We start from the raw sequence: 24,990 nt of genomic DNA, 5'->3' as shown, positions 1-24,990 counted from the left end.
AGAAGGAGCTCTCATAAAGAGCCTTTTGCCTTTATTTTCATTGTTCATTCAGTTGGGATAAGGGTACTTCTTTTTCGTTCTCCGGTTGACCTAACGGATAGATCCGTGCGGTTTCTTTCTTTTCGTCCACGTGTTGAATGTAAACCGGTTCGCCATCGTAGGTTACGTTGACCATGGTAGGGGAAGCGACAATCTCTTTAGCGCGTTGACTGTCCATCGGATAACCTCCTATTGTCATGTAGTTCAGTCTTCCTGCCGATCATAAAATACCCGGTTCCCCCTGGTTTTATTCTCTTCATGACGTGAAACGCATAAAATTGTAAATTATAATCGCTAATTTGGTTTAAATGATTTACTTTAAAAACTCTTCTACTTATATTTAATAGAGTAGTATATCAAAAAATGGTAGAGGAGGAATCGGATTAATGGTTTGGAGAAACAAAGCTTTCGGCAAGTTTCTGGCGATCAGTACCCTCGTTGTCGGGCTTGCTTCTGGAGCAGTCGGGCTGCCCGTAAATGCGGCCGAATCCGGAAGCACAGGGGCCAAGGACTTCGAGCTGCGCGTCCTACATACCAATGACACGCACGCGCACCTGGATAACATCGCTCGCAGGGTGACGGCCATTCACACAGCAAGAAATGATCACACGTTGTTGCTGGATGCGGGGGATGTATTTTCGGGAACGTTATATTTCAATCAATTCAACGGATTGGCCGATCTGTTCTTTATGAACGAGCTGAAGTATGATGCCATGACGTTTGGGAATCACGAGTTTGACAAAGGACCAGGTACCTTAGCCGAGTTCATTAAGCAGGCGAAGTTCCCGTTTGTCAGCGCTAATCTGGACTTTAGTGCGGATGCAGACCTGAAGGGGTTAAGCCATTCCGAGCTAGGCAAGGGAGAGCCTGGTCAAATTTACCCGGCTGTGATTAAGGAAATTGCCGGGGAGAAAGTGGGGATCATTGGCTTAACTACGCCGGAAACCTCCGTGTTATCCTCGCCGGGTCCTGACATCAAATTCGCTGACGAAGTCGAAAGCGCGCAGAAGCAAGTCGACGCTTTGGAAGCCGAAGGGATCAACAAGATCATTGTGTTGTCCCATTTAGGATATACCGTTGACCAACAACTGGCTGAAGCCGTCGATGGGATCGATATTATAGTTGGGGGGCACTCCCATACCGTTCTGAATGCCCCGGAAGTCCATCATGCCGATGAAGAACCAACGTTGATCGTGCAGACAGGCGAATATAACCAAAATTTAGGCCAACTGGATGTCACCTTTGATCACGACGGAAAACTAACCACCTGGAAAGGCGAGTTAATTGCCCTGGATGCCAAAGATGATGCCGGCAACTTTTTGATTAAGAGCGATGCCGCAGCGGAAGCCAAGCTGAAGGAATATGCTGCTCCGCTAGAAGATCTGAAGAAAACGGTGATCGGGAAGACCGAAACGGATTTGGACGGCGAACGCGGCAGCGTACGTAAGCAAGAGACGAATCTTGGTGACTTGATCGCTGATGGCATGCGCTCGAAGGTCATGAGCATCGTAAAAGTGCCTGATGTTAAAGGGTATGTAACCATCCAAAACGGGGGCGGGATTCGTGCTTCGATTAAAGCTGGGGATATTACCCTGGGTGATCTGCTCACCACAATGCCGTTCGGGAACAATTTAACGGCACTGAAGATGACAGGCGCTGAAATTGTGGCTGCACTGGAGAACGGTGTGAGCGGTGTCGAAAATGGGGAAGGGCGGTTCCCGCAAGTTTCGGGCCTGCGCTTCTACTACGATTCGACGAAGCCGGGTGAAGTGATCGACGATGTGACCGGTGAGAAGACGCAATCCGGACAACGCATCGTGAAAGTCCAAATCCAAAACGAAGGTGGAACCTACTCCGATATCGATCCGAAAGCATACTACATTGTGGCGACGAACTCGTTTATGGCGAGCGGCGGGGATTTTTACGCTTCGATGAAGCAAGCGAAGGACGACGGTCGGTTCTATGAGCTGAACCTCGTGGATTATGAAGTGTTCCATGAGTATCTCGACAAAGTGGGTACGGTTAAAGCCACCACTCAAGGACGGATTACCGATCTGAAAGGTGCTCCATTGCCAGCTGAAGCTGGAGGTACGCCAGCAGGCCCAAGCACAAACCCTGAAGCGCCTGCATTTACGGATATTTCCGGAGATCCCAATGCTTCGCTTATCAATGAAGCTGCAGCTGCCGGCATTGTTGAAGGATATGGGGATGGAACCTTCCGACCGCAAGCCGAGGTAACTCGTGCTGAATTTGCGGTCATGATCAGCCGTGCCTTCCAGGTATCGGAATCTTCTGAAGACACGGGATATACCGACATCTCGGAAGTGCCAAGCTGGGCTCTGCCTGCGGTAAGTTCCCTCAAGAAAGCAGGGGCGCTCGAAGTGCTTGGTAAAGAAACGTTCCAACCAAAAAGCACGCTTACCGCAAAACAAGCTGCCGAAGCGATTGCTGTTCTCTCCGGCAAAAAAGCCAATCTGGCTGGACTTGCCGCCGAGGCCAAGGTGACGCGCAGCAACCTGGTATTGCTGATTCAATCCGCGCTGAAATAATCTTGCACAAATGTTTACCACCGTCTAGCCCAGTTACTGGTTAGGCGGTGGTATTTTTTAACCGTATAACCGTTTATGATTTGCGTGGTGGATTTTGATCGTATTCTTCCGCCAATTCTTCCAATGATTTGATAGGACCATGTGGATTTTGCGCTTGCTTTCGACTTTTCATGGCATTAATTTTTGATCGTTTGGATTTGGTCATAAATCAACATCCCCCTTTCATTCGTGCGGTGAAGAACATGAACGTTTCTCCGCGATAGTTTGGGACGCGTCCAGACGAAATATTCACCCCTGCGGAGAGGCGATTCTTGCGATATTTGCTGTGGTGTTTGCGGGGAATAGGGATTATAATCTTTTCAATATTCTCAGGTTTGGGGGCATCGGAAATGGAAGAAATCGAGCGATGGTACGATACGGAATATGACGAATGGGAACGGTTAGTTCGACATCGAATCGAGTATGACATAACAAGGCGTTATTTCGACGAATACATTACCGGCGAGCGATTACGCGTATTGGATATCGGGGGAGGGCCTGGCAGATATTCGATTTATTTGGCTGAGCAGGGGCATGAGGTCACGTTGCTGGATTTGTCCAAGCGACATCTCGAGGTGGCTCGGACGAAAGCCGAGGAACGAGGAGTTACTTTGAAGGACTATATTCATGGGAACGCCGGCAAGCTTCGCATTTTCAGCAGGGCTCGCTTTGGGTCCTTTCACATTGGCGGTCATGTCCGTGTCCATAAACGCCACATGCAGGCCGGCCACTCTGATATTTTCTCCGCCAAAACCAACCGCAGCGTATCGGTCATATTCCATTCCGCCGCTTTTCCTGCTGGATAGGCAGTTCCACCGACACTAAACCAGAATGGTTTGTCTATATTATTTGACTAATATAGCAATATATGGTATAAAAAGAGTAAAATATAAAAATTAAAAGTGGAGGAAATAGAATGATGAAAAAAGTCGCTGGGTTGCTTCTTGTTTTTTTGTTTTTAGTTCCATTTCAAACTTTTGCGTATAATCCCAATGAAAATACAGCGCAGGTTGAAGTTCCAGAAGACTTTGCATCACTTCCTAGTAGTATTACTGTCGAAGGTAATTATGTGTGTGTTGATGATACTGTGGATAATGTTGATGGACAGTTCAAGCCACTTACAACTTGTTCTGGAGATGGAGGATATGCTCGTTTAGATTCAGTCTTTGGTACGGGTGGGGCAGTCAGATGGGAGATAAATCCTCGTTTTTCCACGGCTCATGTTTTTACAGGGTCTTTGACAATATTAAGATATCAAAACGGTGTTCCTGTATTTTACGATTCTATACCGATATCTTGCAGCGGCGTATTTGGTGAGGCGTGTGGCGATTACGTGGAGTTGGGTTTACCAAGTGGCACTTATAGTGTTAGTATAAGTGGGACGGCAAGAGATGCTTCGGGGCTCTTTAGTTGGATCGTGCCACCATGTACTATAGGGATTAGTTTTTAACATGTCTATTTCTCGAAATTATCAGCAATTGCAAATAAGTAACATATCCCCTATGGATATGAATTTTCTATTATATATCGAAAACATTTATGAGTGCCACTTTGGGAGAAAAGAGATTTTTCCAGGCAGATACTTAATTTTAGATCAACAAGAGTTGCTTGAACCAGAAAGTTTTATTGTTGCTTTAAAGGCTTGTTGGAATACGATTGTGAAGGAGTACGAACAGCAACAATTCATGGACAATCCTCTAGACACACTTCATTTCAGAGATGACTATGCAAGTCTGTTTAGAAATGATTCCGTCTTCCACACAGCTGAAAGGGTATGGAACGCATTTACGTTGTGGTGGTGGCCTGATTACGGTATTAAAGCCTACATGGAGAAATTTACAGACCAATATATGCCAGAAGTTACAGAGCAGATTTATAGAGGGCTTTACGAGAAGAATATTCCAATTGCTAAAGGTAATTCCCTTTATATAATGTTACTATTCAAACAACCAATTCATATTATTCCTAAGAGTTCAAACAAACTTTTTTTCTCAACTATTGATAGGTTCTTATATGAAAAGGAAGAAATTGTCAGTGATATAGTTAATTTACTAAAGTAGAATCAGAAAAAAGCCCTGTCAATCTTAACTGATTGATAGGGCTATTAAAATGCTCAAATATTCACTTTGGAATAACAGCAAAAGCAAACTGTAAAGAATCCGAAGCCTCGTCAGAAGCGAAAGAAGGCTCATTAAATATACTTGAGGGGGCTGTAATGATACGCGCAAAAGTTCGCTGCAGAAAATTTATTATTACGTAAAATAATAATTTGACGAATAAATAGATATGGATTATTCTAAAAACGGGAGGTGCGCGTTCAACATGGATAAAACCACGAAAGCTCATTATATGAGCCGAATTGATGAGAAATTAACGGATTTGCCTTGGTACGTGACCGAGTTCATCGATACGCGCAAACGCAAACTGTCGCATACCACGTTACTGAATTATTGTCATGATTACATCATTTTCTTTGATTGGCTCGTGGCTGAACGATTCGCAGCTCCCAGCCGTAAAGATGTTGAACTGTCCGTGCTTGAAAAATTAACGGTTCGAGAAATCGAAAGCTTTCTGACGTTCCTGGAATATCAATTAGGCAACTCCAAATTAACAATCAACCGGAAGCTGTCAGCACTTAAATCGCTGTTTGATTATTTACAGAATAAAGCCGAAACCGCTGATCTTAAGCCTTATCTTGAGCGAAATGTTATGGCCAAGATTGAATTTAATGCGCTGAAAGAAAGTCAGGAAACGATCGCGAATCGGATTGAAGGCAAAATTTTACGAGCCGATGATTTTGAACTGTTCCGGCAGTTTGTTGCTTATGATTTTGGTGAGCAAAACCGCGAGAATAAACGATTATTTCAATTCCACGAGTTTAACCGCGAACGGGATACGGCCATCGTTTCCTTAATACTAGGATCCGGATTGCGATTATCCGAAGTTGCCGGCATCAACCTGGAAGATCTCGATATGAACAAAGGCTTGGTTCGGGTCATTCGCAAAGGCAACAAAGAGCAATATGTATATTTTAGCGAACAAGCGAAGTTAGATCTGGAAAATTATATCAAAATTCGCGAAGCGCGGTATAAGCCGGAAAAATCAGAAACATATTTATTTATGGGTGCGCCGATCGGACGTAAAGGCAAAAACCGGCGATTAACGCCAAGATCGATTGAGAAACTGATTGAGAAGTACGCAACGGCTTTTGGCAAACCCGCCTTGACCGTCCATGCATTACGCCATTCCTTCGCAACGCGTTATCACCAGGAGAATAACGACGTGCCGCGACTGAAAAATCAATTAGGCCATGCATCGATTCAAACCACGATGATTTACACGCACTTAACGGATGAAGAGATGCGTAAAGCCGTAAATAATATGGACAAGTAGGACCATAAGGAAACAAGACCGTTGGAAACAGTCAAAACAGTTCCTGCGGTCTTTTCTGTATGACTTTTTCACAAAACCCGTATTTTGTACATATGTATATAAGTTAAATAAAAGCCCTTTCCTTGTTAGGTTAAATCCGCTTCAATAACTTGGCGAGGAATCAAAACTCTCTGCAAGATTAGAGATTTAGAAGTCTCTCTCTCCTTTTAGTTACTGCTGCGTATTGTTGAATTCTTCATTCGCTTGAGCAAGTATTTTTTGAATAAACGGTGCCTTGCACAACGTATATGATTGCCGGTCAGGACAGATCTCCGCCATTTCACGTTTTAAGTTCAAGTATTTAACGGCAACGTCGGGATACTTGATTAGATAGTCCCGGAAGAAAATAATGTTCTTCCATTCCTCACTTTCATATTCGTACACATGTAGATGATGTGTGCCGTTCCCCCATTCGCCCCTTCGAAAGAACATACGATTGGGGAAATCCTCTTTTGGTACGTATTCAAAGCCGATTTGGTTAAGTAGTGCGATCGCACAATCATCGATAATGGAAAGATGATCTACCGCCACCGCAATATCTATAATCGGCTTAGCCGCCATGCCAGGAATTGAAGTGCTACCTACATGTTCAATTCGCTTCACCTTATCACCGAGCAAAGCCAGAATGCGATTACGATCTTTCTCAAATTCCTGTGCCCAAAGGTCACTATAGTTACTGAGTGTGACTTTGTTTGTCATGAATATCACCTCTGTAAAAATAGGAATTACACGCGATAAGTGAGAAACTTACGGATGCCTATTTTATGGAATGATTACACATTATTTGACCGGTTTCTTCTCTTTAGCTCATTTACAACTGGCATTACGGGAGGACTAATTTCGGCAGGTATATCTTCAATATCAAAAAATCGGTATTCTCTGCTTTCGTTATCAATGTTTATTTCTCCATAAAATTTATTGCTAGAGTAAACAATATCGACGATATATACTTCATCTCCATTAGGGTAAATATAGTGCAACTCTTTTCCTGAGAAAACACCAAAAATACTCAATTCTTCTACACTTAAACCGGTCTCCTCAAACAGTTCTCTTCGAACCGAATATTCAGTATTTTCACCTAGGTCAACAGCTCCGCCTGGAAAACACCAGCAACCATTATCACTTCTTCTTAGCATTAGAACTTGATTTAACTGATTAAATAAAATAATACTTGCACCGCATAATAGTAACGGTTCATGTCCAATTAATTTTCTCATTTTCTTAACGTACTCGGTCATTTTAAATCCCCTCTCCCCTCCCCTCCGCTCTCATCAAAGAGATCGGTTGTAAAAATGAGATCATATTACAAGCCTAAGCCCAAGAAAATGAAGTCCTAGATCCATTGATTAGTAATGATACTATATAATAGAATTTGGATTACTTCAATGGAAAGGAAAGCGTTTAGATAATGATTAAATGATTATCGGGAATTCGACGAGGCTGATATTAAGCGAATCAAAACCATCCAAATTTATATAGAGCTTGGGTTGTCGACGAAGGAGATTCTTGAAATTTTGAAGTGCCATGATACTTATGTTGCTTACGATATCAATGAGTTCTGTGTTGGTGAGATTTACGATCACTCGACCGGCCAATATATCGCCTTGTACGATTCCATATGGTCGTCGGATGACCTTCCTTCAGGAACGTTTGGGCAAGAGCTGAACCCATCATACCTAAGCCGATGACACTCACTGGCGGTTGGTTCGCTTTCGTTGTATTCCAATCCTTACTGACTTTCATCTCACTTTGCTCCTTTTCTTTCATTCGAATTTCTCGTCGCCTATATCCCCCAATAACCATTTTTACTTCACAAACTGAAACCAACTGAAATCAAAATTGCTGCCCGGCAAAAAGATAAACGTTACATCCTGAACGCCCGTCACGCGATTTAATGGGAATTCCTTGACCTCGTACCCGTCGGTTTGTGTAAATTCGATCAACTGCCGGTTTTCTTTGCCATTTGCTGTGAACTGCACATGGATCGTATTTTTATCGATGAGTGAATGACCGCAGATCAACAGCTTTGATGCGCCCTCTCCCTCGAAATCCAGCTGCTTCATTTCCAGTGATACATTATTTCCGATCCCTTCTACGTTGTTCCCTTCGATTCGGAAGCTGTCCCCATAGATATGATCACAATCCGCAGCCGCATTCCGTAGCAAAGCCCGATTTTGGCGTGTGAATGAGAACCCTTTGAGATGAATCTTCTGCTTCAGCACAAAGCAAATTGAAGTAATGCCGCGAAGGCGCTTATTCAAACGAAATGTTGCTTCCTGATACACGTTCCACCGCGTTTCCTTCTGGTAAATGACTTCTGCAATCTGTTCGCTGCCCTCTTCCCCAGGCATCCCCTCCCAGATTTGAATCAGGTAAGGCTCGCTGGTCAACGCAAAAATCGGCAGCGTGATTTCATCCGACCCCTGAAGCCCAAAATCAAGATTCCGGAAGCCGATCCGAGATTCCCCATCTCTGCTGGTAGCCACGCCTCTTTCATTGCCGTTTCCGATCTCCCCGAAGCTGTAATCGTACAGTCCCGCCGAGATAAAGCTATACGGATCTTTCTGCGCCTCGCCCAGCCCTGTTGCTTGAAATTCCAACTCGGAGATCAGCTTAATTTTGTCCGTACCGTTGCGGCTCGTACAACGCACGCGGAAGCGCCCGTCCCCCAAAGCACGGAGTCTAGCCCGATGCCCATCCGCCTCGATTTGAGCAAGGTTAGATGGTATGCCCGCATCATTAACCACGCTCCATTCCACTTCCGTGTAGGAGGTATTCGCTGGGTAAAGCTTGGCTTCCAGTTGGATTTCAGGATGCTCGGCAGTCAGCTGTTGTCCAGCTAAAGAAATAATCTCAATTTTTCGCACCGGAATTTCGTCCGAGGTTCCCATCACAATCGGCATCTCACGGTTTCCAAATTGGGCAGAAACACCTGTGAGTCCCTGATCTACCGACCGAGATTTAAGAGTAATGCTCTGACTCTCCATCCCTTTCGAGCTGACTTTCACGACAATCGTGCCTGGTGTTGTGTTTGCTGCTACGATGGCCATCGCTTTTCCGCTGAACAATCTCCGACTCGTGCCCTTGTAAGGATCATAGTCCGTGCTGTCTCCGTTATCCAATCCAATTAACCGCCCGGCTCCCGCGACTTCAACGGTTACTCGATTGTTCGCATTTCTCACGGGATTTGCATCTTCATCTTCCATTGAGATTTCAATGAACGTCAGGTCGGTTCCGTTGTCAGATATGTTTAACATCACACCGGCTGCCTGCTCGATCATTTCCAACCGCAGGTTTGCGGGCCCTCTGAGGTTTTTGAACCCGTGGAGAAGGCTGTTTTCAACTAACGGCTGGAGAATGAACCTTGGGCAAGGAAGCTGAAGCGCTTCCTCATCAATCCTAAAATCAATTTGGAGCTTATCCCCCATCCTCACTTTATGGATATCCAGATAATGTCGAACGTTTTCCAGTTCCTCTCCTAAGGTGCTGACGTCCTTCGTTTTGGACAAGCTGTACCTGAGAAGCTTTCCCAGCTTTTGACCGATGTCCGCAACCTCATGATCATCGTTCAGCGTAGCCAGCATACACATCGTTTCCAGCGTGTTGTACAGGAAATGGGGATTGATTTGGGCTTGCAGCATTTTGATCTCCGCTTCCTTCTTGAGCAATTCGGTTTGCGCTACCATCTGTGTCAATTCATCCACCCGGCCGATCATCAAGTTGTAGGAAGAAATTAAGAATCCGATTTCATCCGCCCCCCCTTCCCCGGGGTATAAGGCTTTCTTAGGATCCTCCACTCTTCTCAAGTGGCGGGAGAACCGGACAATTCGCAAAGTAATGGACGATGCAATCGTAAAATAGACCAAGGATAACACGGTAAGCAGGAGGATCCCTATACCAAGCGAAAATCCGGTCGTCTTCCAAAAATCCAAAGCGTCCCGCACATCGTAAACCTTCACCACCGTCAGGTTAAAACGTTCAATTTTCGCTGCACCTATCAAGTACCGATGATTCTTTGTGAATAAGGTAGCCATGCCGGCTTGCGGCAGCTTCTTGAGAATCTCCCTTTTCTCCCGCTCATTCAGCTTGTTATCCGGCTCTTCATACAGCAGATTCCCGCTGTCATCCACAACGATCTTCGATGCGTCTTCCGGGCTCTGCTGGGCATCGAAGAACTGTTTAAAAAGTCCGTCGTTTAACGAGATTTGCAAGATGCCGATGGAACGAGTGTAGCTGTAATTGTACATCTTGTGAAAATAACGGATCGCGGGCAGCACGTTTGGCGAATCCGACTTCTCGTATGCCCAAAGCCCCTTGTTAGGAGCAAGCCGCTGGACGTCTGCAGCCTGCGGTGAATCCGTAAATCTGGCGATATCCTGAACTTCAGGGGATAGAATCGGAAGATCTGGATTCGCTTTATACATGGTGATTTCGTCGATAAGCTGATTGGAAATGTAGGCAAAGGAAAAGGTGGGACTGATCTCCCGCTTGTACCTGTACGCCTCCGCCCAATCGGTTGCGCTGAATCCTCCCAAATACTCCGTCAGGCTGGTGTTGTTTTGAAAAAGAGCATACATCGCTTCGATTTTCGTCAGATCAACCTCCAAATTTCGGTATGCCTGCTCTAACATCTGTGATTTGCCGCTTTTCAAGTGATCCAGCTGATTATTGTACATTTGTCTATAAAAGATCAATCCAAATACGGCAAACGGAATACAGATCAGCAGGATATAGCCGATAAACAATTTGTGGACCAGGCGCAGGTTGCGCAGGCGTGCTGTAATCGGTTGCAAAATAGAGTTCATGAACTTCTCACCTTCGGCTTCCAATTTCATTATAAAAGTGCCTGAATTATACCGATACTTTCGATTTCTTATGTTTGACTCCTCATTTTTAAGGGCTCTTGTTTTTGGGCTATAAAAACAAAATAACCCGTGCACGCACGGGTTATAAATCATCACATTATCTCAAAGCAAAGTCACCTTTTGAAAAGTGTTATCCTTCATCGTTCTTACGACTCGAATATTCTTGATATTCGTGGGATGCCCGAGAACGGTTTTAAACACCCAATAGGGTTGTAAAGTTTCGATTTCGACTTCTTCCCCAAGCTCTGTTTTAATGAGTTGGATAAAGTCTCCCATATTTGGAGCTTGTCCGACTTCTTTAAAGAAGGAGATCTGTCGGAAGGTTCGCTCCCCAGATAATGAGGTGATTTCTAGGGTTGTGGAATATTTATCCTTTGACGTGATTTCATTGTCCTGTCCCTTGTGCTCTGCCATTTTACTTAATTCCCTCTCCACAAAATATTTATTATATGAATTATATCGACAGAGGGAAAAAATAAATTATCTCTTTCTTTCATTTCTTAAGATTTGTTCACACTTTTTTTATCTCTATTTTGATGTCACCGGCAAGATGCCTCCTGCAAAAGGAGAAAGGATAAGCCCGGCAGCCAAAACAGATGAGCAAATCTGACAAACATTCAAGAAGCGAACAAACTGCTTCGCCTTTATCAAAAAATCGCGGTTGCCGAAGGCGCAGGAACCGGAGCTGGCGGTCTTGTGTTGAATGCGGTGGATTTTCCGGCATTCATTGCGATTAAAATGAAGTTTCTGTTCGAATTGGCCCATGTCTACGGGTATGACACGAAGGTGTTTTCTGAACGCGTATCGCTTGCGTAAACTAAATGATCAGACGAGTTAACCCTCACTCCGCCCCTACCACTGGATGCGGTACGTATGGTTCTTCCAGATAGGCCATTTCCTCCACGCTGAGTTTGACCGATAACGCCCCAACTGCATCTTCCAGATGCGATAGTTTTGTAGCGCCCACGATGGGTGCTGCGACCTGTTCCTTCTGCAACAGCCAAGCCAGCGCGATATGTACGCGAGGAACACCGCGTTTCTCCGCCACTTCTGCCACACGCTCGATAATAAAACGATCCGCCGCTGCGGTGGGATCGTACTTGGATTTTTGAATCGTATCGGTTTCCGAGCGATGGGTGGTGACCGATGCATCGCGAATCAAGCGGCCGGAAGCGAGCGGGCTATAAGGCGTTACGGCGATGTTTTGGTCTTTGCAGAGCGGCAGCATCTCCCTCTCCTCTTCCCGATAAATCAAGTTGTAGTGGTTTTGCATGGAAACAAACCGGGTCCATCCGTTCTTCTCAGCGACATACTGGGCCTTCTGGAATTGCCAGGCGTACATTGCAGAAGCACCGATATACCGGGCTTTCCCCGCTTTCACCACGTCGTGCAGCGCCTCCATCGTTTCCTCGATAGGCGTGTTGTAATCCCAACGATGGATGATATAAAGGTCCACGTAATCGGTCCCCAGCCGCTTCAGGCTCTTGTCAATTTCGCTCAATATCGCTTTCCGCGATAATCCGGCTCCGTTGGGACCGGGATGCATGCGTCCCCACACCTTGGTTGCAAGCACGATTTCGTCCCGGTTCGCGATCTCTTTAAGAATTCGTCCCGTGATCGCTTCGCTGGTCCCGGCTGCATAGACGTTGGCTGTATCAAAGAAGTTGATGCCCAGCTCAAGCGCTCTTTGAATGATTGGGCGGGCCTTATCCTCATTCAGCACCCAGGAATGCCATCCTGGTACCACTTCGCCAAAGCTCATGCAGCCGAGGCAAATTCGCGAGACGTCCAATCCGGTATTCCCTAGCTTCACATAATCCATCGTTCATTCCTCCATGCGATGAAGTCTGATCCTCTTTATTATCTATCAAAGAAAAAGACGTCTGCGATTCAAATCTCTTGCAAACGTCTAATTCGGTTGCGCTTTAGAGTACGGTGTCGTCCACCCCGTCCAGCCACGCTTCGATGCTTCCGATCACCGAAGTGACGCAGCCGTCTTCAAACGGTGAAATCAAGCCGGACGTTTGGACCAGCTCCGTGAAGGATTGGCTGCCGCCTTGCTGGCATAAGCGCAAGTAGTCGGCCCACGCCGCTTCGCGGTCTTCATGCATCTTCTTCCAGAACTGAAACGCGCAAATCTGTGCCAAGGTATAATCGATATAATAAAACGGCGAATTGAAGATATGCCCCTGTTTGTGCCAGTACCCGCCCCGTTCCAAATAGGCGTTATCCGCATAGTTCCGGTAAGGCACATACTTGCGTTCAATCTCCCGCCAAGCTTGCTTGCGTTCCGCCGGCGTCGCCTCCGGATGCTCATAGACGTAATGCTGGAATTCATCCACCGCCACGCCGTAAGGAATGAAGATGACTGCACTAGCTAAGTGATCAAAGCGGTATTTATCGGCCTGTTCTTCAAAGAACAAATCCATCCAAGGCCAGGTGAAAAATTCCATGCTCATCGAATGAATTTCACAGGCTTCCAGCGTCGGGAATTGATACTCCGGCACCTCGTAGCCCCGGCTTTCATACATTTGAAATGCATGCCCTGCTTCATGTGTCAGCACATCGATATCGCCGGACGTCCCGTTGAAATTTGAGAAAATAAACGGCGCCTTGTAATCGCTGATAAAGGTACAGTACCCGCCAGCCTGTTTACCTTGTTTGGACACGAGATCCATCAATCCATTTTCCGTCATGAAGGTGAAGAATTCATTCGTTTCCCGAGACAGCTCGCGATACATCTTCGCCCCGTTCTTCACAACCCAGTCGGGATCGCCTTTCGGCACCGCGTTTCCGGATTTGAAAGCAAAGCTCTCATCATAGTACAGCAGCTGGTCCACGCCGATCCGCTGCTTTTGCCGCTCCTTCAGCTTCGTGGTCACAGGCACAATATGATTGAGCACCTGGCTTCGGAAGTTCGCTACCTTCTCGGCATCGTAATCCGTCCGCGACAGGCGGGCATAACCGAGCTCCACGAAGTTGCGGAATCCAAGCTTCTTGGCGATCTTGGTCCGCACTTGGACCAACTCGTCATAGATCCGGTCAAGCTCATCTTCATGCTCGGCCAAAAAACCGTACGCCGCTTCGGCCGCACGCTTGCGAACCCCCCGATCCGTCGATTGCTGGAACGGTATGAGCTGGGACAAGTTGCGGTCCTCGCCTTCAAACGGAATTTTTGCGGAGGCGATCAGCTTGGCGTATTCCGTGGTCAGTTTGTTTTCCCGCTGCAGATCCTCGATGACGTCCGGGCTAAACGTCTTTAACGACAGCTCGGCAAGCCGGAACAGCTGATGTCCCCATTTTTTCTCCAGCTGGCCGCGGAATTTCGAATGAACTAAAGCCCGGTAGTAGTCTGTAATCGATTCCTGCACAACCGGGCCCACTTCATCATAGAAGTCCTGTTCCGCTTTATAAAACTCGTCGTTTGTATTGATCGTATGCCGGACGCTGGCGATCTCCTGCATTGTATCGAAGCCGCTTCTAAGTTGATTGATTTCCCGCATAATCCGGTCTTGCTCTTCATAAGAATCCGCACTTGTAAATGCCTGAAGAAGCTCCTTAAATCTCTGTTGGAAAGCTTGGACATCGGGCCGTTCATATCGGTATTCGCTAAATTTCATGGCATACACCTGCCTTTTCAAAGATTAGATAAATTTGGAATTAGAAAGAATACGAACATTATACTAAATCCTCTTTCGGGATCGCAATCACGACACGATTTGTTAGCTGTGCACACCACGGTAGGTTTATCCAGTTTTCTTGGTTCGAAGGTAACCGTCGACCTTGGCTTTCATCGATTGGATGGTCGTTTTCCGGTATTGGATTGCAAGCCGAAGTACCTTCAGCTGCTGTGTACGGGATAATTGCCTGAACCGAGGCTCTTGTCGCAAAAATTTACGGATGATGGACCAGCTGCTCGCGGATGTCCGATCCCGTTGAACACGCGGGACTTCATAGGGCAAATTGGGTTTGCGAAAATAATGGATCAACGATTCTACGCGCTCGGAGGTTTTACCTTGGTCCACCAAGCATGGAGCCACTGTATTTTTCGTATGCTTTCTCAAAAATTCGTAATGGTGATTTCCGCTAACGATGATGTATCCTCCGTGCTTCCGGCTTTTGCGGACAACCATCAGATGCATGCAATCGTGCGCGGCCTTTCGAAGCGACTTGATTCGCTGGGTAAGTTGAACAGAGATGCCGGGTCTAAGCTTGTTAAGAGGGATATATTGCACCGTAAATCTCATGGAGCCACCCCTTTCCGATGAACTTAACTATATGTATATGCCTCATCTGCCCAGCTTGCATCCTTAGCCTGAAAAAAGCGGTTTGAGACTGATGACGCTCCCCTATTCTCCCTTCGAGGGATTCCACCGCCCTCCTCGATTCCTTTCATATAGCCGGGAAGCACCCAATAGCTTTCTTTGTCGTCATCATATAGGGGTCATTGAATCTTGGGTTGTACAGCGTCATATCAGTGTAGATCCAATCCATGAGTTCTTTTATCATTGGCCTAAAAACTTCTGCATCGCTTTCTGGATCGAAATGTTGCTCGCCCAACCGATCGCTCGATTCGTTATGAAAACAATGCATGTCAAACAAGCTGCCAAAGCTGCGCAGTTAGATAACGTCGAGGCGTAGAAAGCTACAATAATTAACAAAAAAACAAGGCAATCCGCTTTTGCGGTTTGCCTTGTTTTTTATATCCCACCGTTTATTTAAACAAATCCGGATACATTTCTTTCGCCAACTGCTCCATCCCATCAATCGTGTTGTAGCCATAGCCAAACATATAGTTGTAGTCGACCGCGTAGATCTGTTTGTTCTTGATCGCCTTCATGCTGGATAATTTCGGATTGTTATAAAGCGCTTCTTTGAGCGTGTTGGGATCCGATCCGTCATAGGTTCTCCAATCCGGGACGATCAGGACGTCCGGGTCGGCCCCGATCAGCGATTCCACACTTACCTCGTCGCTGGTATTATTTTCGAAGACATTCTTAAGCTTCACCATATGGAACGCATCGTTAAAGAAGGTTTCAGCATGGGCGGCATAGACGCTGACTTCATTTGGATCGCTCATAAATAATAAAGCGAAGGTTTTTTCTTCGGTAATGCCCGCCAGTTTGGAGCTAATGACTTCTTGTCTTGCTTTTAATTCTTGAATAAATTCATTTGCCTTATCTTGCACATTAAAGATGTTCCCTAAATTCTCGATATCCTTGTAGACTGATTCATAGGTTCCTCCGGTAATCGAAGACTCTAAAACATAAGTTTTAATGCCCATATCATTTAATACGTCAACGGTGCCGACACCCCAATCGGCGTTCTCAAATAAACCGCCGCGCCCAAAGACCAGATCCGGATCCGTTCCAAGGGTAACTTCCTTCCCAACGTATCCATCGCTCAAAATGTTCAGTTTGTTGTATTCCTCTTCCACCGATGGATCCGGTGCACCGAAGTTTGCTCCGACCCCAACAATTTTATCGCCTAACCCTAAATGCAACAGCAATTCAGCGGCTGGTCTTGTATTTGCCATGATCCGTTCAGGCGCTTTGTCGAAGACTTGCTCTTTCTCATCCCACACCGTACCGCCTTCCGCTTTCGCGTAGTTAACGATCGTTACGGGATACTGGCTGGTAGCTGCTTCTTGATTTTGAGCTTGGTTTTGAGTTTGATTTTCAGTTTGATTTTGCGCTGACGCCGTGCCGCTGCTTGTGCTTGTGCTCGTGTTTGCCCCTCCGCAAGCCGTTAATGTCAGCAGGAATGTTAAACTTAAGGCAAGCCATATTTTCTTCTTCATCCTTCGTTCTCCCCTTCTAAATTCCATATGCGAAGCTTAATCCGTTCGTAATCGGATTGATATATGTCTGGCATCTGATGTGATAAAGTGACTCGATAACTTCCGGTGTCAGAACTTCTTCCGGTCTTCCGTGTGCATAAACCTCGCCGTCCTTGATCGCATATAGGTAATCGCAATAATGGGCGGCCATTTCCAAGTCGTGAAGCGCTGCCAACACACCGATCTGCAGCGACTTCACACAGGTTAAGATCTCTAGCTGATAACGAATATCCAAGTGATTCGTAGGTTCATCCAAAATCATGAACTTGGGCTGTTGGGCAATGGTTCTCGCTAAAATAACCCTCTGCTTCTCGCCCCCGGACAAAGACAAATAACTGCGGTTTTTGTATTCGAGCAGATTCGTTCTTCTTAAGGCTTCCTCTACGATTTCATAATCCTCTTGCTTATCGGACTCCAGCAATTTTTTGTGGGGTGTCCGGCCCAACATCACCATTTGTTGCACCGTTAGATCAAAATGCATCTCATTAAATTGACCGACCACGCCTAATTGTTGCGACACCTTTTTTTCTGAAGTCTTTAATACATCCATATCATTCAGAAAAACGGTGCCGTTCTGCGGGACCAAGCTCTTGTAGATGCTTTTTAGCAACGTCGATTTTCCGCATCCATTGGGGCCGATCAGTCCAACAAACTGCTTGTTTTTGACGTGGATCGAAACATTTTTGACGATTTCTCTTTTTCCGATCTTGATCTCCAAGTGTTTCGCGGTCAATTCCATGCTTTAACCTCCGAAATTGTAGCCTTTTTTCACGATCATATAGATAAATAAGGGCGACCCAATCACCGAAGTAATGATCCCGATGGGTAATTCGACGTTATGGATGAGCGTTCTGGACAAAATGTCCGACCAGATCAGGAACAGTCCGCCTAGAAGCAGGGTTCCAGGCATCAATCGCTTGTGGTCTGCGCCAAATAGACCTCGGGTGATATGCGGGATGATCAGACCTACGAATCCGATCATCCCAGCGTAAGCCACCATCGTACCGGTAATTAGCGCGGTCAAGACCATGTACAATTTGCGAAAAATGCTTAAGTTAATCCCCAGGGTAATCGCGGATTCATCGCCTAACAGCATCGTGTTCAGCACGCGATGTTGAAATAGAAACAGCCCGCACCCTAGAATCACAATCACCGCCAGGATCGGTGTTTTGTCCCAACTGGAGGAAGCCAAACTGCCCATCGCCCAGAAGGTCACGGATTTAATTCCCTCTGCATCGTTGGCGAAATAGATGATCAAGCTGGAGAAGGAGCTGCACAAAGCGCCGAGGACAACCCCGGATAACACGAGCTTCACCGATGTTGCTTTGCCTCCAATGCTGGATAGAATCAGCACGGCGATCGACGCGATCATCGCGCCAACAAAGGCACCAAAAGCTACGCCGAACTGGGACAATAGCGCACCGCTTCCGAACCCGATCAGTATGGCGAAGGTGGCTCCAAGCGAAGCGCCGGACGAGATGCCAAGTATGTATGGATCCGCGAGCGGGTTTTGCACCACGGCCTGCATGACGGCTCCGCACAATGCGAGTCCCATGCCGATAAGAAGAGCAAAGATGACACGAGGCATCCTAACTTGCAGAATAATGTTCAGGTAGGATTGGTTATCGATATGCTCCAGCGACCCCCATCGACCGTGTGACAAGAAGTTCAGCATAATGGTTATTGCTTGTTTAAATGGAATATGGACTTGACCAATGGATACGGAATAAACCGCGGATACCCCAATCAGTACGATTAATAGGAGGATTAAGAGGTAATAGAGACTCCCCATTTTTTGATTCGCGGCTGTAGTATTCAGAATTTCACCTCCCATAAAACGATGATCATGATAATGAGAATCATTATCATAGATATGATAATAAGACATTGTTCATAAAATTACAATCCGAAATTTGAAAATTTTTTAAATAAAAAAACCGCGATGAACGCGGTTGAAAGTATGTTATAGTTGTACCTGTTTGGTCGCAATCCGCTCGCAAAACTCGCGATCATGCTCAACAAACAATATCGTAGGCTCATAGGTTAGCAGCAAATCTTCGATCTGCATACGCGAGATCACGTCAATGAAATTCAGCGGTTCGTCCCATACCAGCAAATGCGCTTTTTCGCAGAGGCTTTTCGCGATAAGCACCTTTTTCTTCTGGCCCCCGCTGTAATCCGCGATATCCTTCTCAAACTGCAATCTGGAGAAATCCAATTTCCGCAAAATCGCTTTAAACAAACTTTCATCAATGTCATGCTCTCTGGCAAAATCGGTTAAATTCCCATGCAGCCAAGAGGTTTGCTGAGACACATAAGAGATTTTCAATTGGCTCCCTTGACGTACCGTGCCGGTATAGCGGATATCCTCCCCGCAAAGCAGCTTCAGAATGCTTGACTTTCCCGAGCCGTTACGGCCCATCAGCACGATCCGGTCGCCTAGTTCGATCGTAAAGCTGATATCGCGGCACACCTGCTTCTCGCCGTAGTGGATCGAAACGCGGTCAAATTCGGCAAGCTGCGTTTTATGGTAAGGCAGCTGGGCGATTTTTAAGCTTTCTGAGGTTTCAATGTTCTTGAGCAGCTTCGACTTTTCCTCAATCGCGTTCTGTTGTCGTTGCTCGATCGATTTGGAGCGCTGCATCATCTTGGCCGATTTATGACCGATGTAGCCCTTATCCACTTTGGAGCCGGAATTTCGTGTGCCGTTTTTCGTACTTTCCACCTTATGCGACCAGTTGCTCGTCCGCTTCGCCGCTTCCGACAGGCGTTTAATGTCTTTCTGCAGCCTTTCGTTTTCGGCTAACTCATAGTTGTCCTGGCGCCTTTTATTTTCCCACCAATCGGAGAAATTGCCCTTCTGAATCTCAATGTTTGTCTTGTTGATGGACAGGATGTGATCCACGCAGCGATCCAAAAAGGCGCGATCATGAGAAACCAGGATAAACCCGTTCTTGCGGTTTAAATAATCACCCACGAGCTCTCTGGCTTCCATGTCCAAATGGTTCGTTGGTTCATCGATCAGCAGGAAGTGATTCTCTTTCAGAAATAAGGCGGCAAGCATTACCTTGGTCTGCTCCCCGTTCGACAAAGACTCGAAAGGACGGTACAGCACATCATCGGACACCTGCAGTAAAGAAAGCTCACGCATGAGCTCCCACAACTCATAGACCGGAACAATTTCCTCTACAACATCCAGCGTATTCTTCTCCGGATGCTTGACCTCAAACGGGAAGTAATCGAAGCTGACATCCGCGGAAATTTGTCCGCTGTATTCGTATTTGCCGAGCAGCAAATTCAGGAAGGTCGTCTTCCCCCGTCCGTTCCGGCCGGTAAAGCCCAGCCTCCAATCGGTATCGATGCGAAAGCTCACATCCTCGAAAATGTTATCGTAACTGCCTTCATAGGCAAACGTTAGATGGTTCACATGAATTAATGACATGAACAACATCCCTCCTGCATAAAAAAATGGGCTGCAAGAAAGATACCTTTCCTGCAGCCCAAAAATATACAACAAATCCAACCCTGCCGGCGGGGATGGATTTAGAATATATACGATTGGAGTGAAAGGATGAAGTATCTTTCTTGCATAAGAAATAAACCATGCGATTCAAGCTCGCATTACGGTTCCATCTTCTTAGCAAGAAATATCCATCCGTTTCAGCTCCCTCATTTAAGATAGTCGTATTCTAACATACTGCTGACATGAGTGCAAGGCACACCACAGCAATTCAAATCGATCTTAGGATGACATGCTCAAGTTTCCCGGTTAATGATGTAGTGCAGTAAGTGTTTAAGAAAAACCGGAGGTTTCGGGAGCTCCATGAGCGCTTCCATCGCCAGGCAATAATGCTCCCACATCGCTTTGTTTGCCTCAGCCGTCCCCAGTACAGTCACATAGGTGGAACTGCCGTTTTCAATGTCCTTCCCCGTTGGTTTGCCGAGTAAACGCGGATCCCCTTCCCCATCCAGCAGATCGTCTTTGATTTGAAAAGCGATGCCAGTGTGATAAGCAAAATTCTTCAGAACGGCGATTTCCGTCTCGTTAGCCCGAGCCAAAATCGCCGGTGCTACCAAACAGGCTTCAAACGCAATTCCCGTCTTGTAGAAGCAAATCCGGTCGAGCTCCTCTACGGTTAACACCTTGCCTTTGGCGTTTAAGTCCATCGCTTGCCCCATGCAGATCTCCCCGGCCTTCCGGGATAAGTATTGCAGCAGCGCCAGCACGGACTCGTTGTCGAAGCCTTTCAAAGATGCCTGCTCTTCCACCGCCTTCTGGATCAGGAAAATTCCCGTAAGCTCGGCAATGGCGCTGTTATGCACTTCATGCAGCGTTGGCTTGCCACGGCGGGATGGAGAATTGTCTTGAGACGGTAAGTCATCAAAGATCAGAGAGGCGGTATGCATGTATTCGAGCGCCCGGAACAAAGGGGATAACGCAGCCGGATCCAGTCCGTATACCTGCACGCCCATCACCCATGCTAAGATCGGGCGGAGCCGCTTCCCGCTGCCTTCCAGACTGTAATTGGCCGTATCCACCAGGAGGGGATCTTCCGTAATCAAAGACGATGCTGTGCTTGTAATTGGCAATATCGCATCTACATGCTTTCGAGCGGTTTGGACAAGCTCAACAAATGCTTCTTGCTCTTGCCGATTCGCTCGCAACGCCATTAGCAACTGGTCCCGCAGCCATTTGTCGTAGAAATCTACATCCGCCGCACGACGAACCAGAAGCTGAATCAGATCCTCCAGCTCCGGATGACCGATCGAAAAAATCGCCAAGACTTCATGAAACCGCTCTACTCCAACCCGTCTTTGATATCGTTTGAGTCCATTGATGGCACGCGCTAAAATGATTTCACGGGTTTGGGGCTCCGAACGGTAGACATGGTGGATCAAATGCGAAATGACCGCCCAATACAATTCAAACGGATTGATCAAATCCGGTCGTTCATGCCGGTAGGTCAAATAATACGTATAAGGCGTGACCACTCCTGCATCAAGGTCTGCGGCCATGTCCGCAAAGTCGTCAGCCAGCTGATTGTAGAGGCCGTAATAGAATACACGCTGGTCAAACCCCTCATCCTGGGGAGCAGAAATCACGGAACGAACGATCAGCCGCGACGAGGCGGATTTTAAAATAATGGGCAGGTATAACTCTTCATTGGTATAATGCGCATCATGTAATGTTTTGCAGCGATCGGCGTCCTGGGATTCAAAAAAGATATACGATTGCTCGAAAAATACGTCCTGCGTACCCGGATTCTGATAACCGCGGATAAATTCATACGCTTCCCGAAGCTCAGTATGGATATATCGAACCAGCTCTTGATGGCGGCCGCTCCACTCCCCAAGCTCGGGTACAATACCCGTTCGGATCGTCAAGCGAATCATACGGGAATATTGTTCCTGCTCTTCGGCATTTAAGGCTCCGGAATCCAGCAGGTCATCAATAAACGGGTAGGTCAGCCCGTAATAATATCCCAGTTTGATTGCCTCTCCGAGCCAGCGGGAACGCTCCGCAGAGCCTTTGTGGCCCTCCATTTCGTCCATGACGTGCATCACGACGCCCAAGATGATTTTGATGAGCTTGCGCTCGGCTTCCTCGGCATTCATTTCTGGCGGGAGATGGGACCTAACGCCCTTTAACCGCTCCATCCCCCAAATCACCGCTTCCTCCACGCCCTCTCGCTGAGCCCAGCGATAGACGGAAGCTAAGCTGATCATCTCTTCCATGATTCCCGTTCCGACCGTTGCTTCATCCGGTGAGACGAGAGACTTCTTCAAACCGCCTGCCATGCGTTGGATCTTGGCACGGGTTCGGGGATCGGACAAATCCTGACCGAGATCCCGCAGATACATATAGGAAACGCTCCGCTCCAAATAATCGTCCAGCTTCCCTGCACGGGCCAGCCATGCGAGAAACCGGGAACCCTCCGATGAATCGGGCGGTTTGGCGCCGCGTCGCCAGATCGGGAGCAATTTCTGACGTGGAAGGTGCTTTTTTTTCCACCATATGAAATCATCGAGCAGTCTGGACACGTAGCTCTTCGAGCGGAGCTGTTCCTGCAACAAGTCCAAGTAACGTGCGGCTTTGCTTTCGGCCCGTTGATACCACCTATCCGCTTGTTCCGTGTTCGCCTTCATTATCGTCATCGTTGCATCCCTCGGCTTATTTTTGTCTTCTTCCAAGACCATTATCTTTTATAATAGTATAAACGACAGAACGTCAAAAACGTGCAATAGTCTGTATCCAACCTAGACTTAGGTCTAGGAATGATTTTATGGAAGGAGGGGACGCGGGCATGCGATTTCCAGCTTATATTCGGGAGTTTGTCGCAGCATGGCGGGATTACCGAGCAGATCCGAACACGCTGATCGGACAGCGTTATCTGATCCAGGACGTGATCGGCGAAGGCAGCTACGGAATCACCTATCTCGCCCTCGATCAGCTGGAGCATCGGCCGGTTGTCTTGAAGCAAGCCAGGCCCAGCAAAGGCGCATTGTCCGGGCAGCTGTTGGAGCAAGAAGCACGGATCCTGCAATCCTTAAATCACCCGCGGCTCCCCGTTTTTAAAGAATGGATTACGAATAAACGTCATTCCTTTTTGGTGATGTCCTTGGTGGAAGGATCAACGCTGGAGGATTTGATTTTTGAGCAAGGACAACGCTTTGGCGAAGCAGATAGTGCCCAAATCACCCTGCAGCTGCTGGAGCTGATCGGGTACATCCATCAGCAGGGATTCGTTCATCTTGATTTGCGAATGCCTAACATCCTGCTGCAGGAGGGACAACTCAGCCTAATCGATTTTGGGTTGGCCCGCGCGATGGGTGAACCACCGTTGTCACTGCTGGAAGTTAAGTCATTTCGTGGGTCCATCGGGTCAAGTCCATATGTGACTCGTTTACAGAGCCCGGCGGAGCCGCAATCGGATCTGGTGGATGTCGGCCATTTTATGCTGTTCTTGCTCTACTCTGCCTTTGAATCCTCTCGCTCCGCCACAAACGCTAAGGATCTAAGCTGGCAGGAAGAGCTGCCCCTCTCCCACTCCCTGATCGAAATCATTGAGCGGCTGCTCCAACTGCGCCAGCCCTTTGCGGACGCTTTAGAAGCTGCTAAGGCCATGCGCGTCTTTTTGTCCCAGGCGGCGGAACGTCCGTTTTCTTTTATGTCCAACAACGAATACAATAGAATGTAAGGATTTCATATCAGAAAGGTAGGGACATGACATGCTGAGAAGATTTCTGAATAAATTACTTCATTCCGCTACGCATAGCCATCGAAGGCATTACGGCAGCTCGGCTAGACATTACGGTAAGCGCTACAGCAGCAGCCACGGGTACACTCGGCCGATGATGGGACGCTCCTCCTCCGACTACAAGCACCGCCACGGCTACATGGGATCCGGTTATTACAAATCGAGAAGACATAGCTCCAGTTAGCCGGAAACCTGTCTCCCCCTCAACCTTTGAGGGGGATTTTTTTCTCACCCCTTCCCTGACTTCCCGCTGAATGCCAAAAGTTGTAGGTTGTCCCGCTCTACAGTCTTCCCTACAATGTTGTAGGGAAAGGAGGTCACCCAAAATGAACAAATTCCGAGGATTCCTTTTACTCTTTGTGATCGTGCTCTCGGTAGGCCTGTTGGGCGGAGCAGCGCCAACGCAGGCAGCCTCCGGGACGCTGAAGCTGGGCTCCACGAGCGGGGATGTCTGGGATCTTCAATACCGACTGAAGGCGCTGGGCATCTTCAATGAACAACTTACCGGATATTACGGGACAAAAACGCAACAAGCCGTGCGTACGTTCCAGTCGCGTTACGGGCTTCAGGTTGACGGTGTGGCTGGCCCCCAGACTTGGGCGGCGCTGAGAAAATATTCGCTAAATCAAAGCGAAATGGATCTGTTGGCCCGAGTGATTTATAGTGAAGCTCGAGGTGAGCCGTATACCGGACAAGTGGCGGTGGGTGCCGTCGTCATGAATCGGATTCAATCGTCTTTATTCCCTGATACAATCAACGGTGTCGTGTTTCAACCGGGCGCCTTTACGGCGGTCGATGACGGACAAATTTGGCTTACACCGGACCGCACGGCTTATCTAGCTGCACTGGATGCGGTCAGAGGTTGGGATCCGTCCTACGGTTCGCTTTATTATTTCAATCCAAAAACAGCGACAAGCAAATGGATTTGGTCGCGTCCGCAGAAGCTTCAAATCGGCAACCACATCTTC

General features: G+C 47.2%; 23 protein-coding genes and 1 pseudogene. 9 read left to right on the top strand and 15 right to left on the bottom strand.

All coding sequences use genetic code 11. The features are described from left to right. Window positions 1-37: 37 nt before the first annotated feature. On the bottom strand, window positions 38-217 hold the full coding sequence (locus tag M3G15_RS05135) for a small acid-soluble spore protein H (RefSeq protein ID WP_036646017.1): 180 nt from the start codon (window positions 215-217) through the stop codon (window positions 38-40). A gap of 208 nt (window positions 218-425) precedes the next feature. Here M3G15_RS05135 and M3G15_RS05130 point away from each other — a divergent pair, with 208 nt between their 5' ends. Beyond that, entirely contained in the window at window positions 426-2,588 is a 2,163-nt protein-coding gene (locus tag M3G15_RS05130) for a 5'-nucleotidase C-terminal domain-containing protein (RefSeq protein ID WP_260070275.1), read from the top strand. Between the two features lie 73 nt (window positions 2,589-2,661). Here the strand turns inward: M3G15_RS05130 and M3G15_RS05125 are convergent, their stop codons facing one another. Then, the gene (locus tag M3G15_RS05125) at window positions 2,662-2,793 is read right to left on the bottom strand and encodes a DUF6254 family protein (protein WP_232282204.1); all 132 of its coding nucleotides are present in this window, start codon (window positions 2,791-2,793) and stop codon (window positions 2,662-2,664) included. Between the two features lie 184 nt (window positions 2,794-2,977). On the opposite strand from M3G15_RS05125, the gene M3G15_RS05120 reads away from it, so the two are divergent. The 4 genes from M3G15_RS05120 (at window position 2,978) to xerS (ending at window position 6,020) form a co-directional block, all read left to right on the top strand. Then, window positions 2,978-3,433, top strand: coding sequence for a class I SAM-dependent methyltransferase (locus tag M3G15_RS05120; RefSeq protein WP_260070274.1), 456 nt, complete (start codon window positions 2,978-2,980; stop codon window positions 3,431-3,433). A gap of 110 nt (window positions 3,434-3,543) precedes the next feature. Then, on the top strand, window positions 3,544-4,077 hold the full coding sequence (locus tag M3G15_RS05115; RefSeq protein WP_260070273.1) for a hypothetical protein: 534 nt from the start codon (window positions 3,544-3,546) through the stop codon (window positions 4,075-4,077). Window position 4,078: 1 nt separating this feature from the next. Beyond that, window positions 4,079-4,687, top strand: coding sequence for a hypothetical protein (locus M3G15_RS05110; protein ID WP_260070272.1), 609 nt, complete (start codon window positions 4,079-4,081; stop codon window positions 4,685-4,687). 262 nt (window positions 4,688-4,949) lie between these two features. Next, on the top strand, window positions 4,950-6,020 hold the full coding sequence (gene xerS, locus M3G15_RS05105; protein ID WP_009223324.1) for a tyrosine recombinase XerS: 1,071 nt from the start codon (window positions 4,950-4,952) through the stop codon (window positions 6,018-6,020). A gap of 210 nt (window positions 6,021-6,230) precedes the next feature. Here the strand turns inward: xerS and M3G15_RS05100 are convergent, their stop codons facing one another. The 5 genes from M3G15_RS05100 to M3G15_RS05080 form a co-directional block, all read right to left on the bottom strand. Next, the gene (locus M3G15_RS05100; protein ID WP_260070271.1) at window positions 6,231-6,758 is read right to left on the bottom strand and encodes a GrpB family protein; all 528 of its coding nucleotides are present in this window, start codon (window positions 6,756-6,758) and stop codon (window positions 6,231-6,233) included. Window positions 6,759-6,832: 74 nt separating this feature from the next. After that, window positions 6,833-7,297, bottom strand: a complete 465-nt coding sequence (locus tag M3G15_RS05095) for an NUDIX hydrolase (RefSeq protein ID WP_009223322.1) — start codon at window positions 7,295-7,297, stop codon at window positions 6,833-6,835. 310 nt (window positions 7,298-7,607) lie between these two features. Then, a complete protein-coding gene (locus tag M3G15_RS05090; protein ID WP_260070325.1) occupies window positions 7,608-7,802 on the bottom strand; it encodes an NAD(P)-binding domain-containing protein in 195 nt (64 codons plus the stop codon). A 62-nt stretch (window positions 7,803-7,864) separates the two neighbouring features. Next, the gene (locus M3G15_RS05085) at window positions 7,865-10,864 is read right to left on the bottom strand and encodes a histidine kinase (RefSeq protein WP_260070270.1); all 3,000 of its coding nucleotides are present in this window, start codon (window positions 10,862-10,864) and stop codon (window positions 7,865-7,867) included. A gap of 162 nt (window positions 10,865-11,026) precedes the next feature. Continuing rightward, a complete protein-coding gene (locus M3G15_RS05080; protein WP_009223317.1) occupies window positions 11,027-11,338 on the bottom strand; it encodes a hypothetical protein in 312 nt (103 codons plus the stop codon). A gap of 204 nt (window positions 11,339-11,542) precedes the next feature. On the opposite strand from M3G15_RS05080, the pseudogene M3G15_RS05075 reads away from it, so the two are divergent. Further along, window positions 11,543-11,728: pseudogene (locus M3G15_RS05075) on the top strand (EcsC family protein); the annotation flags it as partial. A 37-nt stretch (window positions 11,729-11,765) separates the two neighbouring features. On the opposite strand, the gene M3G15_RS05070 reads toward M3G15_RS05075, so the two are convergent. The 8 genes from M3G15_RS05070 to M3G15_RS05035 all read right to left on the bottom strand — a co-directional run bounded on the left by M3G15_RS05070 (window position 11,766) and on the right by M3G15_RS05035 (window position 22,919). Then, window positions 11,766-12,746, bottom strand: coding sequence for an aldo/keto reductase (locus M3G15_RS05070; protein ID WP_260070269.1), 981 nt, complete (start codon window positions 12,744-12,746; stop codon window positions 11,766-11,768). A 103-nt stretch (window positions 12,747-12,849) separates the two neighbouring features. Further along, complete coding sequence (locus tag M3G15_RS05065; protein ID WP_260070268.1) at window positions 12,850-14,544, bottom strand: M3 family oligoendopeptidase; 1,695 nt, start codon at window positions 14,542-14,544, stop codon at window positions 12,850-12,852. A gap of 126 nt (window positions 14,545-14,670) precedes the next feature. Then, window positions 14,671-15,171, bottom strand: a complete 501-nt coding sequence (locus M3G15_RS05060) for a hypothetical protein (RefSeq protein WP_260070267.1) — start codon at window positions 15,169-15,171, stop codon at window positions 14,671-14,673. 467 nt (window positions 15,172-15,638) lie between these two features. After that, window positions 15,639-16,724: an ABC transporter substrate-binding protein gene (locus M3G15_RS05055; protein WP_260070266.1), complete on the bottom strand. Its 1,086-nt coding sequence runs from the start codon at window positions 16,722-16,724 to the stop codon at window positions 15,639-15,641. Window positions 16,725-16,740: 16 nt separating this feature from the next. Beyond that, window positions 16,741-17,502, bottom strand: coding sequence for an ABC transporter ATP-binding protein (locus M3G15_RS05050; protein WP_260070265.1), 762 nt, complete (start codon window positions 17,500-17,502; stop codon window positions 16,741-16,743). 3 nt (window positions 17,503-17,505) lie between these two features. Further along, window positions 17,506-18,597 (bottom strand): FecCD family ABC transporter permease, encoded by a 1,092-nt coding sequence (locus tag M3G15_RS05045; protein WP_260070264.1) that lies wholly within the window; start codon window positions 18,595-18,597, stop codon window positions 17,506-17,508. 129 nt (window positions 18,598-18,726) lie between these two features. Then, window positions 18,727-20,205 (bottom strand): Lsa family ABC-F type ribosomal protection protein, encoded by a 1,479-nt coding sequence (locus M3G15_RS05040; protein ID WP_260070263.1) that lies wholly within the window; start codon window positions 20,203-20,205, stop codon window positions 18,727-18,729. 314 nt (window positions 20,206-20,519) lie between these two features. Next, window positions 20,520-22,919: a polyprenyl synthetase family protein gene (locus M3G15_RS05035; RefSeq protein WP_260070262.1), complete on the bottom strand. Its 2,400-nt coding sequence runs from the start codon at window positions 22,917-22,919 to the stop codon at window positions 20,520-20,522. Between the two features lie 149 nt (window positions 22,920-23,068). Here M3G15_RS05035 and M3G15_RS05030 point away from each other — a divergent pair, with 149 nt between their 5' ends. The 3 genes from M3G15_RS05030 to sleB form a co-directional block, all read left to right on the top strand. Further along, window positions 23,069-23,962, top strand: a complete 894-nt coding sequence (locus tag M3G15_RS05030) for a serine/threonine protein kinase (RefSeq protein WP_260070261.1) — start codon at window positions 23,069-23,071, stop codon at window positions 23,960-23,962. A gap of 31 nt (window positions 23,963-23,993) precedes the next feature. After that, the gene (locus M3G15_RS05025; protein WP_260070260.1) at window positions 23,994-24,206 is read left to right on the top strand and encodes a hypothetical protein; all 213 of its coding nucleotides are present in this window, start codon (window positions 23,994-23,996) and stop codon (window positions 24,204-24,206) included. Window positions 24,207-24,348: 142 nt separating this feature from the next. Next, the coding region (sleB, locus tag M3G15_RS05020; protein WP_260070259.1) for a spore cortex-lytic enzyme at window positions 24,349-24,990 on the top strand (642 nt) is incomplete at its 3' end.

Origin of the sequence: Paenibacillus sp. p3-SID1389 (genome assembly GCF_025151705.1) — a bacterium.
In the GTDB taxonomy this organism is placed as follows: Bacteria; Bacillota; Bacilli; order Paenibacillales; family Paenibacillaceae; genus Fontibacillus; species Fontibacillus phoenicis.
The sequence above is the reverse complement of the archived record's forward strand: the minus strand, read 5'-3'. Positions and strand labels throughout refer to the sequence as shown.

Coding starts and splice junctions, on each gene's coding strand:
- M3G15_RS05110 (WP_260070272.1), top strand. CDS start 4,079: ATGTCTATTTCTCGAAATTATCAGCAATTGCAAATAAGTAACATATCC.
- M3G15_RS05080 (WP_009223317.1), bottom strand. CDS start 11,338: ATGGCAGAGCACAAGGGACAGGACAATGAAATCACGTCAAAGGATAAA.
- M3G15_RS05070 (WP_260070269.1), bottom strand. CDS start 12,746: ATGGATTATGTGAAGCTAGGGAATACCGGATTGGACGTCTCGCGAATT.
- M3G15_RS05025 (WP_260070260.1), top strand. CDS start 23,994: ATGCTGAGAAGATTTCTGAATAAATTACTTCATTCCGCTACGCATAGC.
- M3G15_RS05120 (WP_260070274.1), top strand. CDS start 2,978: ATGGAAGAAATCGAGCGATGGTACGATACGGAATATGACGAATGGGAA.
- M3G15_RS05130 (WP_260070275.1), top strand. CDS start 426: ATGGTTTGGAGAAACAAAGCTTTCGGCAAGTTTCTGGCGATCAGTACC.
- M3G15_RS05085 (WP_260070270.1), bottom strand. CDS start 10,864: ATGAACTCTATTTTGCAACCGATTACAGCACGCCTGCGCAACCTGCGC.
- M3G15_RS05135 (WP_036646017.1), bottom strand. CDS start 217: ATGGACAGTCAACGCGCTAAAGAGATTGTCGCTTCCCCTACCATGGTC.
- M3G15_RS05030 (WP_260070261.1), top strand. CDS start 23,069: ATGCGATTTCCAGCTTATATTCGGGAGTTTGTCGCAGCATGGCGGGAT.
- M3G15_RS05115 (WP_260070273.1), top strand. CDS start 3,544: ATGATGAAAAAAGTCGCTGGGTTGCTTCTTGTTTTTTTGTTTTTAGTT.
- M3G15_RS05035 (WP_260070262.1), bottom strand. CDS start 22,919: ATGACGATAATGAAGGCGAACACGGAACAAGCGGATAGGTGGTATCAA.
- M3G15_RS05090 (WP_260070325.1), bottom strand. CDS start 7,802: ATGAAAGTCAGTAAGGATTGGAATACAACGAAAGCGAACCAACCGCCA.
- M3G15_RS05065 (WP_260070268.1), bottom strand. CDS start 14,544: ATGAAATTTAGCGAATACCGATATGAACGGCCCGATGTCCAAGCTTTC.
- M3G15_RS05125 (WP_232282204.1), bottom strand. CDS start 2,793: ATGACCAAATCCAAACGATCAAAAATTAATGCCATGAAAAGTCGAAAG.
- M3G15_RS05045 (WP_260070264.1), bottom strand. CDS start 18,597: ATGGGAGGTGAAATTCTGAATACTACAGCCGCGAATCAAAAAATGGGG.
- M3G15_RS05100 (WP_260070271.1), bottom strand. CDS start 6,758: ATGACAAACAAAGTCACACTCAGTAACTATAGTGACCTTTGGGCACAG.
- M3G15_RS05040 (WP_260070263.1), bottom strand. CDS start 20,205: ATGTCATTAATTCATGTGAACCATCTAACGTTTGCCTATGAAGGCAGT.
- M3G15_RS05095 (WP_009223322.1), bottom strand. CDS start 7,297: ATGACCGAGTACGTTAAGAAAATGAGAAAATTAATTGGACATGAACCG.
- xerS (WP_009223324.1), top strand. CDS start 4,950: ATGGATAAAACCACGAAAGCTCATTATATGAGCCGAATTGATGAGAAA.
- M3G15_RS05055 (WP_260070266.1), bottom strand. CDS start 16,724: ATGAAGAAGAAAATATGGCTTGCCTTAAGTTTAACATTCCTGCTGACA.
- M3G15_RS05060 (WP_260070267.1), bottom strand. CDS start 15,171: ATGAGATTTACGGTGCAATATATCCCTCTTAACAAGCTTAGACCCGGC.
- M3G15_RS05050 (WP_260070265.1), bottom strand. CDS start 17,502: ATGGAATTGACCGCGAAACACTTGGAGATCAAGATCGGAAAAAGAGAA.